The organism is Prosthecobacter debontii (assembly GCF_900167535.1).
Taxonomy (GTDB): domain Bacteria; phylum Verrucomicrobiota; class Verrucomicrobiia; order Verrucomicrobiales; family Verrucomicrobiaceae; genus Prosthecobacter; species Prosthecobacter debontii.
The window spans coordinates 32965-45681 of sequence record NZ_FUYE01000013.1; the positions used below are offsets into that span (position 1 = coordinate 32965).

Annotated in this window: 16 protein-coding genes; 14 read left to right on the top strand and 2 right to left on the bottom strand. The window is 54.4% G+C overall.

The features are described 5' to 3' along the window. Nucleotides 1–73: 73 nt before the first annotated feature. A complete protein-coding gene (locus B5D61_RS17475) occupies nt 74–1366 on the bottom strand; it encodes an aspartate aminotransferase family protein (RefSeq protein WP_078814720.1) in 1293 nt (430 codons plus the stop codon). A gap of 62 nt (nt 1367–1428) precedes the next feature. Then, the gene (gene argB, locus B5D61_RS17480; RefSeq protein ID WP_078814721.1) at nt 1429–2280 is read right to left on the bottom strand and encodes an acetylglutamate kinase; all 852 of its coding nucleotides are present in this window, start codon (nt 2278–2280) and stop codon (nt 1429–1431) included. Nucleotides 2281–2431: 151 nt separating this feature from the next. Here argB and B5D61_RS17485 point away from each other — a divergent pair, with 151 nt between their 5' ends. The 14 genes from B5D61_RS17485 to B5D61_RS17545 all read left to right on the top strand — a co-directional run bounded on the left by B5D61_RS17485 (nt 2432) and on the right by B5D61_RS17545 (nt 12426). Continuing rightward, the gene (locus B5D61_RS17485; RefSeq protein WP_078814722.1) at nt 2432–2677 is read left to right on the top strand and encodes a hypothetical protein; all 246 of its coding nucleotides are present in this window, start codon (nt 2432–2434) and stop codon (nt 2675–2677) included. Nucleotides 2678–2702: 25 nt separating this feature from the next. Then, nucleotides 2703–3287, top strand: a complete 585-nt coding sequence (locus B5D61_RS17490; RefSeq protein ID WP_139373333.1) for a hypothetical protein — start codon at nt 2703–2705, stop codon at nt 3285–3287. Nucleotides 3288–3466: 179 nt separating this feature from the next. Then, on the top strand, nt 3467–4147 hold the full coding sequence (locus B5D61_RS17495) for an SLATT domain-containing protein (protein WP_078814724.1): 681 nt from the start codon (nt 3467–3469) through the stop codon (nt 4145–4147). 131 nt (nt 4148–4278) lie between these two features. Beyond that, the gene (locus tag B5D61_RS17500; RefSeq protein ID WP_078814725.1) at nt 4279–4842 is read left to right on the top strand and encodes a hypothetical protein; all 564 of its coding nucleotides are present in this window, start codon (nt 4279–4281) and stop codon (nt 4840–4842) included. Between the two features lie 172 nt (nt 4843–5014). Then, nucleotides 5015–5503, top strand: coding sequence for a hypothetical protein (locus B5D61_RS17505; protein WP_078814726.1), 489 nt, complete (start codon nt 5015–5017; stop codon nt 5501–5503). 41 nt (nt 5504–5544) lie between these two features. Next, nucleotides 5545–5721 (top strand): hypothetical protein, encoded by a 177-nt coding sequence (locus B5D61_RS26405; RefSeq protein WP_176159498.1) that lies wholly within the window; start codon nt 5545–5547, stop codon nt 5719–5721. A gap of 30 nt (nt 5722–5751) precedes the next feature. Next, complete coding sequence (locus B5D61_RS17510; RefSeq protein WP_078814727.1) at nt 5752–6078, top strand: hypothetical protein; 327 nt, start codon at nt 5752–5754, stop codon at nt 6076–6078. Nucleotides 6079–6253: 175 nt separating this feature from the next. Next, nucleotides 6254–6796: a hypothetical protein gene (locus B5D61_RS17515; protein ID WP_078814728.1), complete on the top strand. Its 543-nt coding sequence runs from the start codon at nt 6254–6256 to the stop codon at nt 6794–6796. A 1420-nt stretch (nt 6797–8216) separates the two neighbouring features. After that, complete coding sequence (locus B5D61_RS17520) at nt 8217–9032, top strand: FRG domain-containing protein (protein ID WP_139373334.1); 816 nt, start codon at nt 8217–8219, stop codon at nt 9030–9032. A gap of 276 nt (nt 9033–9308) precedes the next feature. Further along, entirely contained in the window at nt 9309–9995 is a 687-nt protein-coding gene (locus B5D61_RS17530; protein ID WP_078814730.1) for a hypothetical protein, read from the top strand. A 175-nt stretch (nt 9996–10170) separates the two neighbouring features. Further along, the gene (locus B5D61_RS26410) at nt 10171–10344 is read left to right on the top strand and encodes a hypothetical protein (protein ID WP_176159499.1); all 174 of its coding nucleotides are present in this window, start codon (nt 10171–10173) and stop codon (nt 10342–10344) included. A 169-nt stretch (nt 10345–10513) separates the two neighbouring features. Further along, the gene (locus B5D61_RS17535) at nt 10514–11053 is read left to right on the top strand and encodes a hypothetical protein (RefSeq protein WP_139373335.1); all 540 of its coding nucleotides are present in this window, start codon (nt 10514–10516) and stop codon (nt 11051–11053) included. 61 nt (nt 11054–11114) lie between these two features. Beyond that, nucleotides 11115–11801 (top strand): hypothetical protein, encoded by a 687-nt coding sequence (locus tag B5D61_RS17540; RefSeq protein WP_078814732.1) that lies wholly within the window; start codon nt 11115–11117, stop codon nt 11799–11801. Between the two features lie 88 nt (nt 11802–11889). Further along, nucleotides 11890–12426: a hypothetical protein gene (locus B5D61_RS17545; RefSeq protein WP_217699009.1), complete on the top strand. Its 537-nt coding sequence runs from the start codon at nt 11890–11892 to the stop codon at nt 12424–12426. The last annotated feature ends 291 nt before the right edge of the window (nt 12427–12717 follow it).

Here is a 12717-nt window from a genome sequence, read left to right on the forward strand (position 1 = left end):
TTAACAGGAAGTTCAGATTAGGATGATCGGATGTTGGAAAATCCCGTGAATCCTGAAATCGTGTCAATCCTGTCTAACCAAGGGTTGTCAGCTGATCGAGGGTCGTTTGGAAGATGCCGAGGGCTTCGGTGGCGTGGGCTTCCGTGAGGTTCATCGGCGGCAGCCAGCGCACGACTTTCGGCCCGGCAGGCACGACGAGGAGACCGGCATCCAGCATGGCTTTGGCCACATAGATGGAGGCGATCTTGCCAGAGTCTTTGACGGCTGCCTTCTGCATGAGGGCCTCCTCATTCAGCTCAAAGCCGATCATCATGCCAAAGGCGCGGATGTCCGTGATGAGGGGATGCTTCCAGGAAGCGACTTCACCGGCGATCTGCCTGCCCAGCTTGGCCGAGCGGGCCGGGAGGTCGTCCCGCAGGATGACATTCAGCGTGGCCAGACCCGCCGCGCAGGCCAGGGGACTGCCGCCGTAGGTGGTGCCATGGGTGCCTGGGCCGAGGAGGTCGCAGAGCTTACGGGCGTCATGTTCCGCCAGGGCCCGATCTTGGATCCAGAAGGAACCGAGCGGGTAACCGCTGCCGATGGATTTAGCCCAACTGATGGCATCGGGCTTGATCTCATCCCCAGGGACGATGGAGCGCCAGCCGCAGGTTTCCCCCGTTCTGCCAAAGCCGCACTGCACTTCATCCAGCAGCATCAGCAGGTCATGCTGTTGGCAGAGGGAGTTGACCGTGCGCAGGAAATCCGGCGTCACGGGATTGACGCCGCTCTCGCCTTGCACAGGCTCAAACAGGATGGCCACGGTTTTATCCGTGATGGCCTTCTTCAGCGCTTCAGCATCGTTGAAGGGCACATAGACAAAGCCCGGCACGATGGGGCCGAAGCCGCCATGAATCTTCTCCTGAGCCGTCGCGCTCATCGCGCCGAAGGTGCGGCCATGGAAGCTGCCGGTAAAGGTGATGATCTCATAGCGTGGGCTACCATCCGCCAGGGGCTTGGTGACGCCGTATTTACGGGCCAGCTTGATCATGCCTTCATTGGCCTCGGCGCCGCTGTTGCAGAAGAAGCACTTGCCGGGGATCTTCACCATCTCCTCCACGATCACGCGGGCCAGCTGAGCTTGGCCCTTGATGCAATACCAGTTGGAGACATGGATGAGGGTCTTCGCCTGTTCAGCGATGGCCTCCGCCACTTCCGGGTGGGAGTGTCCCAGGGGGCACACCGCCACACCGCCTGCAAAGTCGAGATACTTCTTACCTTCCGTGTCCCACAGGTAAGGTCCCTCTCCGCGCACCGGCCACACGGGAAACCGCCCGTAGTTAGGCATCACATACTGGTCCAGCCACGCGGGCTCAAAGTCATTCATTCTATCCATCTTGTTAATCCTGAAAAAAGTTGTCTTGGGTCACCCGTGTCGGATCGGCACGATCACAGGTGGATTTCGGTTCCGATCCCCACATCCGTGAAGATCTCCAGAATCAGTGCGTGAGGAATGCGACCGTCGATCAGGTGCACTTTCCCCACGCCACCTCGGAGGGATTCCAGGGAGGAGTCCACTTTCGGGATCATGCCTCCACTGATGATGCCTTCCTTTTTCAGGCCTTCGATCGCCGCCGGGTCCAGGCTGGGGATCAGGGTTTCGTTGTCCTTCGGATCGCGCATCACGCCGCGCACATCGCTCAGGAAAATCAGTTTGGTCGCCTTCATCCGTGTGGCCAGGGCACAGGCGGCGAGGTCAGCATTCACGTTCAGCGTCCTGCCACTCACTTGCTCACGGGCGACGGGGGAGACGACCGGGACGAATTCACCGGCCACCGCCGCTTGGATCAGACCGAGCTTGCAGTCATTCACCTCGCCCACCCAGCCGAGATCGCCCTTCATCTTTTCACCAGTGAAGACCTCCGTGCCGGGCACGCCCACGGCCTTGCCGCCAAAGGCATTGATCTTGTTCACGATCTCGGGGTTGATCACCCGGGCCAGGGTTTCTTCCACGATCTTGATCGTCTCCTCATCGGTGACGCGCATGCCATTGATGAACTTGGCTTCCAGACCGCTGTCCTTCATGGCCTTCGAGATGGCCTTGCCACCGCCGTGCACGATCACAGGATTGATGCCCACGGCTTCCAGGAAAACCACGTCCTTCAGGAAGGTATCCACCACCGCAGGGTCCTCCATGGCGCTGCCGCCGACCTTGATCAGAAAGGTACAGCCTCGGAATCCCTGCATGTAGGGCAAGGCTTCGAGGAGGACATCAGCTTTCTGGATCGGGTTGTCGTTCATTGGCAAAGGGGGAAAGGTGGGAAGGATAGGCACCCACGCGCAGCGTCAAGCACTTCCAGGGAAAATTCCTGAAAAGAATCCGGCTGATTTCGCAATCCTGAGCCGTTGTTTTTCACTCGTCATGCATTCCGCCTTCTGATTGACTGCCACCATGCTCCTGAAAGCTGGCCTCTTTTTGCTCTGCCTCCTCTGGGCGCTGCTCTGCCTGCGCTTCTACACGCTCATCTCGCGTGACAATGTCTGGCAGCGTCGCTTCATCGCGCTTGGAGCGGGGTTGGGCGCGGGACTGATTTACATCCTTGGCAGCATGATCCTCACCCTCCTGCGGACACCCTCTCCCGCAGAAATGGAACGCGAGGTGCAGCAGGTGGAGGATGTCCGCGTGCAGGGGCGGTGAAAGATGGTAAACTATTCTCTCCAAAATGAATCCAGCACATCGGACATGGAACGGCGGTGAATCAGATGACGCAGAGTTGTTAGCGGCGTTACCAGCAGGGCTTAGAGTGATGATCGCTCATCCAGCCGGGTTCATTCTCCGCTATGGAGCGATTCATTTCCGTGGATGCGTTGATCAGCCAGATTGGCACTCGCTTCGGAAGGCTTGGTATGGTGATCATTCATTTCATCGCCTTTATCCCTCCGTTTTCGAGACCGACATTCCTTTCGCGCAGGATCAGATGGGCGACCAGTATTTGCTCCGCAGCGAAGAGGTATTTCGGTTGGACGCTGAGACTGGCAAAGTTGATCGATTTGCTTCGGATCTCGAATCGTTTATGGCTGGCATCGATGGGGATATCGCCGCCTACCTGAACGTGGGTTTGGATCATCAGCTTGAGCCCGGATTCCTGCTCCTTGCCTACCCGCCCTTTTGTATGGCCGAGTCTAGCGGGGGCGCTTCCTTGCGACCGGTGCCCTCAGGCGAGTTGATCCTCTTTCATGCAGACCTCGCGGCCCAGATTCGCGATGTGCCAGACGGCGGCAAGGTCATCATCACCGCCACAGAATGAAAATGGGAGAACAAGGCGTGGATGGCAACCCACTACGCTGCCCCAAACCTTTCCACCCTTGATTTGACGGGCCTTCCGGCTCATTCATAACTAGGAAATGAACTGCTGCTTATTCTTTTAAACTGATATGCAGCATACTCATTCCACTGTTCGACCAACAAACAGAAATCATTGCTAGTATGCCAAAAAGTAGCGATCATTCTACGCAGCTTGTACCCACGGACTCCAAGCAGGTTCTAGCAAGCTACTTGCAGGAGAACGACTGGAGCAAGGAACTGAACTACAAGCTATGGGTTACGAAGGGCTCACGATTTTGTGCCGCTCAGCGCCTTGAGAAGATCTCAGACGCATCCACGACAGCGATCACGTTTCTGACAGCTTATCTGATCATCATTGGTCTCGTTCCTGTATTCATGCCGAGTGTGAACGAGAAGGTTCCTCCTTCGTTGCTTGGGCTTAGCTCCGTCGGTATCTCCATTCTCGTTTTGGCATACAGTCTCCTAGAGTCATCTCGTCGTTATGCATTACGATCCTATCTTTACCACGATTGCGCCATTCAAGTCGGGAAGCTCTATGATGCTCTCCGGCAGGCAAAGGAACTCGAAGAGGACAGCACCAAGAGGGCCTCAGCTATTCGACAGATCACTCAGGATTATGAGCGAACACTTGATCGCTACGAGAACCACACTCCGATTGACTACGACATCTTTAAGACTCAGAAACCTGATTACTTTAAGTTGAGCTTCAGAGAGCGCTGGGGGACGTACTTGCGAGCGTATTACCAGACCACCTTCAAATACCATCTTCTTATCGTCCTACCACCCATCACCGTGGTAGCGCTCTACTGGCTACTTGAATGAGAACCCACGCACAACGAAGGCCGAACAAAACGCTTGAGGCAACGGCTCGTAGCAGTCGGTCACTTGAGCGGAGTCTTGCGCTCGCCGTCGCTTGATCCGAGAGGTTCGCCCAACGCAGCGCGCTACCCGCTATGATACGATTCCTTGCTATCGCCCTGTTTTTTGCATTGGGTGCTGTCACAACGAGCGGGGGAGACAAAGCTGCTCCTGAGCCGAAGACCGCTTGGACACCTCCCGCTTATGCCAAGGTCGTAGGATACCGATTTCGTATTCCGAGCGAGGACTCCAAGCGGCCTATCCCGAGTGGCTTCACCCTGCTACGCAGCGGGCGGCTTGATTCCGCTTTGCTCGAGAGGCAGAAGACGAAGGCCGCCGACTTGAAGCCGGAAGACATTCATACGCTCACTTCGGCTATCAACGCTAAAGAGGTTGTTTCGCCAACTGCTTGCTACGACCCACACCACATCTTTGTTTTCTACTCAGATACGGGTGTGGTGGTTGCCGCTATCGAGGTGTGTTTCGGCTGCACTGGCGTTTCGGCGTTGCCCGACGTCGCCGAGCCACGTTGGTATTGTCACGATTTCATCGCACTCGCCAAGCTCACAAGCAGGCTTGGTCTGTGGGATGAGTCTCGCACACTCCAACAGTGGATTGAGCATCACACCGAGAAAGAGTCCGCGCCCAAGAAGCCATGAATAGCAGCCGACACATAACCAAGGGGCGGATAAACACGAAGCGAACGAGCCAGAGTAGAAAGCCCTCACCCGCCATGATTCGAAAGCGTCATGATGATTCCACCCTTAACCCACAGTCGAAGCCGCGCCCTCGGTCAGGTGTGAGAGGACTTCGACGTTCCACTAAGAATTGATGCACAAGATCGGAGTCATAGGATTCGTTGCGTTTGGCGCTCTGGCGATCGTTCTTGCGATCGCTCATGAATATACGTGGTGGAAGAGACGAGGCTGGCGGAGGCGCCGCGGAAGGATCATCGGTTTCACGGAGGATCGTGACAACGATGGGGTTACTTACAATCCCAAGATTCAATTTGAAGATGCGCTTGGGCTCACCACTTTCGTGTCTAAATACGGATCAGGAAAGCAGCCTATTATCGGAGAAGAGGTGGATATTCTCATCGACGAAAGCGGTGATGCCGGTGAGCAAATCACACCATCCAACAGAATCCTCTTTACCCTCATGCCGATGATCTTTGGTTTGCTTTTCATCATGGTCGGAGTCACCCTTGAGCCGTTAAAGTTGACGGAACAAGGCAGCGCAGGACAACCCGTTACCCGATCCGAATCGGATTCGACGGGTGGCGACAAACCTCAACCAGAATCGGAGGCGCACTCCCGTTAGCGGGTGCCAGGCCTTCGACGTCCGGCCAACAAACAGAGTCTATGGCAGATGCGATCACTGTAAGCACCGATGAGTGGAGAATTGAGTTCCCCTCGGATTGGCAGCACAAGAGTTCAAGGCAGGGCTCGGATTACTTCGAGACGACCGACGGAAGCAACGGCTCGGTTGCACTCAGTCCTTATCAGCGGGGTCTTGTGTTTACCATCTCCACCGATTAGACGTTCGACTAAGAGGAGAAGCATATCGTTATGAAGCTCACAGCCTTGCGCCTTTCAGGGATCATTGCTGCGCTTTATGGGGCCGCATTTTTCGGGCTTGGAAACCTGCGCACTCGCACATCGTCGTGGTGTCATGTCCGTCTTGAAACCGACACATCGTCATTTGAGCATCGCTTTCACACGTTCGTTGTTCCGGTCGCGATCATTCCCTTCAAGCCCTATCTCTGGATACGCGACTCATTGGAGGTAGGTTTGGGGCCTTGGGATTACCTTTTTGCGCCCATGTCTTTGGGCCTTCTCCTGTGGTTTCCACTTTGGGGGCTTCCACAGATTGTGGCGTCATTGGCAGCGGACTGAAGGGCCAGCTGTCAAACCTTATCCCTAGCCTAGCTTCAACCCTCAATGATAGCTTGCGACATAACAACCAGGGCCGAACAAAATGTTGAGGGCAACGGCAACCAGCCTTCAAGTAGATGCTTGACACCACCGTCCCACCTCTCTGACGTTCGTCAAATCAACCGGATCGTGCACCATGAAAACTCAGATCGCCGCCATTCTTATTCTCCTCGGTTTATGCTCTTTGAGTTTTGCAGCGAATGATCGGATTTCGTGCCTGGACCTTGGAGATGGCCTTGCTGCACAGGTCGGCTACGATGGTGGGTGCAAGTTCTTCTATCTTCCCGGCCGTGAGCTTCCGATCTCCATCCCCTACGCGACTTGGATTTACGACGCGAGGGTTTCACCGGACCGGCTTGCGGTGATGCTGGTGCTATGTGTCGAGCGCTATAATATTGGATCAGACTATCTTTGCTGTTTGTATTGCAAGCGATCTGATACCTCAGCCACAGCCACTTGGACTGCCAAGTTTGTTCTCCATGCGACCAATCTAGACCTCATGTTTGATCGTTGGACAAAGGTTGATAGCATCGAGGCGCTGGCTAGTGATGGAACGGCTACTTTGAGGATAGCCAGAGGGGTGGCTCGAGTTCCACCCTACCTCATCGCTCGAAGTTCCGAGGTCTGGAATGTGCTTGAAGAAAAGCGCACTGCGCAACTCGGTAAGGAAGAGCGATAAAGAAATGACCCAGGACCAAGAGAGGACGGTTTCATCCCTCCAGGAGAGAATGTGTTTCTCTTCGATTTCCCACAGATTCAGAAAGGCCCGCCGATTGACCCAAACCCAAAATCTGCTGGCTTCCCTGAATCGGTTGGAGATTCCTCCCTCCAAGATGGTCCATCTCAGGACCCGACGAGCCCTGGCTCATGAAACTCCAGCGGAGGCCAAAAGCGTCGAGCGCCAAGGGCGAGGGATTCCTTAGCCCAGGGTGCAGCCCTGGGAATAACCCGCCCCGAATCTTGGGGAATGAGGTTGAGCCCTGTAAGGGCGACGCTCGACACCGCATCCCGATCCAGAGTCGAGTCCCGCCCCTTCAGGGCTTCATGTGAAACTGAACGGCACGTGTTTGCCGAGTTCCTGGGGTTGCACCCCAGGCTGAGGGATGTCGCACCTTTGGTGCTCAAGCCGCTCACGCGGCTGCAGATTTCATCATGTAGACGATGTGCTTGTGGAGCAGTCTCGCTCGTTCGCCCCCCAGTCGCACCGCCTGAGCTTGAGTCTGAACGCCCCGCTTTCTTCAACAAGGGCGTGAGGCCATCCTGGCTTCGTGATGACGGCAAGATCACCGCAGTCGCGGGACAGCTGACGCCATCGCACCTTGGTAGGGAACCGCTGCGCTGGGTCCCTGTTCTGCGGGCGAAGGAGGCGGGACAACCATGGACATCGTTTGGCCTTTCAATACCGCTTGGGCTCCGCCCCTCCTTCGCCCATAAGCTTCGGACGCGACGCAGCGCTTCCCTACCGATGAACGCGACGAGCCATCTGCCTGCCTCCAATGTCGCACGGCCAAGGCACCAGTAACCCACCTCTCCGATCTTCCACAGATTCAGAAACGCCCACTCAAATCCCCATTCTGCTGGCCTCCCTGAATCGGCTGGAAACTTCCCCCCTCGCCCCAAGCCCCCACCTCCGCCAAATCCCCACCCAAGCCCCCGATCGGAGGCCAGCAAGAGCATCGGATCATAGCGCAGGCGTTCATCGAAGGTGACCGAGTTGAATCAGTGGAAAATGCAGAACAGGTTTTGAATAGCCTGTCATAAGCCGTGGGTGAAACCAGGGTAATGCCCGAAATGTGAATAAAAAACCTAAGACAAATTTGAAATCGAAGGAACCACCCATGAGCCCAGCATCGAGCCGCCCCATCAAACCCATCGCAGCGATGCCACTATCCATTCTCCCCCATCCCTGACAACTCCTTCCATGCAATTTTTAGTCCTGCCTTCATAAAAGGTTTGGTAAAATCTCCAGGATCGATATTTTGCACGGAGTATGGATGGCTTTCTGGCTCAGCCATGATCTGGAAATGGGAACCGCTTCTTGTCAGATGAAAATAGTAGCGCGCTAATTGAACTGTTCTGCAAAAAATATCCGTTACGGTATGATTGAAGAAATTACGATTGATTCTTGGGAATCCCTAAATCTAGCCTTGTTCGCGGACACTGAGAATAAGCGGACTCATCGGTTCAGGTCTAACTTCGCTTATCGAGGTGTGTCTAATAAGGACTACTCTCTAAAGCCAGGAATTGCTCGGCTTACTCCTCCTTACCCTGGGATGGAGGAAAATTTGCTAAAGCAGTTTAAAAAGTATGCGGCTCGTGACGTCGTTGAGCGAGACACCGACTGGCATTGGTTGACAGTTGCCCAGCATCACGGCTTGCCGACCCGTCTTCTTGATTGGTCATATTCTCCCTTGATTGCGACTCACTTTGCTACGGCAAATCTCGTTTCGCGAACCACTCCCGATGCAGCAATTTGGAAGGTCAATTTTGCCCAAGTGCATGAACTTCTTCAGGCAAAGGAAACAAAGGTGTTGAGGGAGTATGGCTCGAAGATTTTCTCAATCGATGCGCTATGTGTAGGAATTCCTAGCATCGAAGCACTGAACGGACATTCTTCATCGTCGAACGAAGTGGCTGTGTTTTTCGAACCACCATCAATTGATGACCGAGTAATCAACCAATTCGCATATTTTTCGGCGTTAAGTGACCCCTTTCTGGCATTTGATGATTGGTTAAAGCATCCGACCGTAAGCGCCAAGGTCGATGCGAAGAAAATCATTATTCCATCGGCGCTCAAATGGGAGTTCCGAGACAAGCTCGATCAGTGCAATATCAATGAAAGAGTGTTAATGCCGGGTCTTGATGGGCTTTGCGCGTGGTTGAAGCGCCATTACACTCCCTTATCAAAGCCGTAGGAAAGCAAGGCTTTGCTCTCAACAATACATGCCCTAGCGAAGGAAGCTGGCGCCGCTGGAGTTGAGTTCAGTGATGGGGTCGATTCGAGTCTCAAGTATGCTAAATCACTGAATTACACGGCCTCAGATCTTCTTAATGCTACCTTCAGAAATGTGTTTTTTCATATTGCTGCCGAGCAAGGAGAAGAATTCTGGCGCGGCATCATCGACTAAAAAAACAAAAAAGAACAAACCACATCGTCATAACCACTATGCCTAACTTCGAAGCCTAGTACCATGACCATCTTTCAGCGAGTATTGTCGTTCTTTGGAGGCCGTTCACAACCTGAACCGAAGGGGCAGTTTGATGATGCAACGGCAGAAGAGCTGCTTTCCACGGCGGAACGATTGATGTTAGATTCCGTCAGATCGTATAAGCCTCAGAGGGCGGACAGATCGTCGAGATTTGCACAGGCTGAGTATGCACCATTCATGTTCTTCTGGGTGCAGCACTGGCATGATCAGCAGCCTGAACCAATCAGGGGCTACGACGTTCTTCTCAAGCTGCTCATATCGAAAGCTCAGGATGGAGCGTTAGCGATTCGGAGCTACCACAGCCTCAACTTTAACAGAGGTTGGGATCCCGACCTCTGGTTCGATGATCGCCTTCGCATTTATCGCAGTATTATAGCCGCGGAGTCACAGAAGACTGCTGGAACTGGGCCGCCGAGTATCTTCAAGGCTTGCTACATGCTCGCGACTCTGTCTGCACGTTCGAACAGCCTTGAGATTCTCCCGAGTGTGAAGAGTTCTGGAGATTTGCTCGATTTATGTTTGTCACAGCACATTTTTCCGGACGCATTGGAGCAATTCGACCTTTACAGCCACGCCACAGCTTCTCTTGGCACAACAATCCCTTTACTCGTTGAGGTCGTGTCAGAGATTCACCTCCGGAGATTAGCGAACCTCCATTCCAAGAAATGAAGAAGATCGGAACCACCACAACTGGCAGCGTGATTGTTGAGATGACGCCGCAGGAATAGGATGCGCTGCAGCAACTCCAGGCCGGAGGCTCTCCGCCTCCGGCGAAGGTGGCGAGCGATCCGGAGGTCGCCCCACGAATGAATCATGCCGAGAGGTCGCTTACTTGGCGGAGCGATTGAAGAAACTCAGCCCGAAGAAGAGGGAGGGAGTCGTTCGGTCCATCGAGGCGATGTTTCAGTTCAGTGGCGGCATCGAGTCCGCCGAGGTGGAGAAGATCATCGCCACGCTCCAGAAGCAGACGTTTTTCTCCATGGCTCCCGAGGGGCGCGTCAGCTATGCCCAGGCCTAACAAGCCGTGGCTGGGCACTTCCCACGGGCCCTTCTGTTCCCGATGTTTCCACGCCACGACCACCGCAACCCCGCGTCCGACGCTGGCTCCCGGTCGTGGGGTTGCTCACACTCAATCCTTCGCCTAACTAGACGCTACGATGACACTTCAATGTAACCGAGACCAACTCATGAAAGGCCTCAAGGCAGCAGCGGTAGTTGACGCTTTATTGGCCAAAGAGGATTGGCTAAGGAGGTATCACTACGTTCAAGATTTCCAGCCAGGTATTGATCTTGCGACATTCAGCAATGGCGGCGGGGATGATATGCACATTGTGTTCTCTCAAAGTGGTGTGCTTATCAAAGGCTTTGATCACGAATCCAGTGTCAGCCCCTATTGCAGAGATGATCATTCGCCGTGGCCCGGCATTTTTGATGGGGTCCCTCCGGAACTCCTTCACCTTCTCGACGATCCCGCCATTCGAAAGGATGACATTACGTTTCTCTTTTGGCTTCCGTCTTCCGAACGCAAATGGTCCAGAGGGCCCGTGGACTTTCCCGAAGGGGAAAATGATGGGTCTGAGTGGCTTCTTACTTTTCTTCCCACAAGTGCGGAGAATTACATTGCTGGTGCGAGAGACTATTTCGGGAAGGACTTTCAGAAGATTGATCCTTTGCTCATTGGCCAATACTTTAAGGCCGAACAAAACGCTGGTGGTAACGGCTCGTAGCCGTCGGTCGTGTCAGCAACGTCTTGCTCTTGCGGTCGCCGGATCTCAGACGTCCCAAGACATGAATATCGCACGCCAGACCTTCTTTTGGATCTTTCTCTTTCTAGGTGGCGCGTGGATCGTCTCTGCCGTGACCTGCCGGATCAGCCTGCCGGGACCGGAGGCAGTCGGTCGTTTCTCATATTCGTTTCGCTACACCCTTGAGTCGTATTTCCATGAAGCTCTGGATGATGAGATGATTGACGTTGTGACGATTGAAGGGAAGGCACCGGGCCGCTTCACGGTGGACGGCTGGAAAGCACCTCAATATCAGGAGGTGAGCATGAAGTGGATGATGTTCTCCGGTGCCAGCGGAGGTGAGACCGAAGGAGCGTGCTGGCTAGATCTGAGCAACAAGCAGATCGTTCATGGGGACGAGCGCCTTCCCCTTGAGCAGAGCACCCTTCGCTCGCTCTTCGGGTTGAAAGCGAAGTCAGAGCCGAGTGATCTGTTCCTCAATGACCTTCAGGCGAAGCTTGAGGCTGCTGCGTCGGGCACCATGCCCCGTCCACAACATCACACATACTCCTTTGAGGAGCCTCCAACACGAGGAAGACTGCAGCACTTCGCACAGGGAGTCTCTGTTCAGTTCCCAGTCTTGGTCTGGGCGGGGATTTGGCTTTTCCTCGTGCTTGCAACCGTTATCATTAAGATGGCTCACAAGGCCTGCTATCAACACCCGCCCCGCTCCGAGTTCAATCCGTCATGACCCTTTCACCTTTAACCCAGAAGTCAGAGCGCGCCCTCGGTTAGGGGTCCTGTGTCCTTTGACGTTAGGTCAGAAAATGCTTTCCAAGATGACCCAAACGATTCCAGGAATCTTCCTCGGGGAGCCAGTCGCTGAGACGGAAGAGATTTATCGGACCTCTGATGGCAAGTTTAGGATTCATCTCGGACTGTTCCGAAAGCACGAGGAAGAGATTCTCTGGCTTAAGTTTATCCACAAGTCATTCATGACGAACGCATCGTCGGGGATCGGGATCGAGGTCGATTCATTCCAGCATTTTGCAGACTCTTTGGGGGTAGCGATTAGCAGCGAAGCGCGCGGTGCCGGAACTCCAAGACGACTTCCCATCTTTCCACGGATCGTCCTGGCGATCAACGAGGGGATCTCTCAGTCTGCCTTCCTGGGTGAATACAGATCCAGAAGAGCGCCGAAAGTGGTGGTTCGATTCTTCTCGTTCAAGAATCGGCGGGCGGGGAAGCGGGTGGTCTTTGAGCACAAGACATCGGGAGATGACACCTATGAGGTCATGGATGCCGAGGTCTTATCGCTGATCCAGCGCGAGATAGAAATCCGCCAAGGCAGAACAAGCGTCCCTCCTAACGCCTGACCCGCCTCCAGTTTCAGCCGCCATGACCGCTACAACCTCAACCTCGCGTCCGACGCTGGCTCCCGCTCGTGGGGTTGCTCACATTTTGAACGTTCAACTGAAATGAGTCGTCTGACAGTAAGTCACTATCTTCATATCTATCGACGCAGAAGGAGCATGGCTGAGCGTGGTTTGACGCATCCTGCGCCGCAAGTTTTTCGCCAGGTCTGTGCGCTTGTCGAAAGATTAGAGACGTTGAGCCCGGACTCAGAAATTCGCCTCGATCATCTTGATGGGAGAGTCGATTTTATC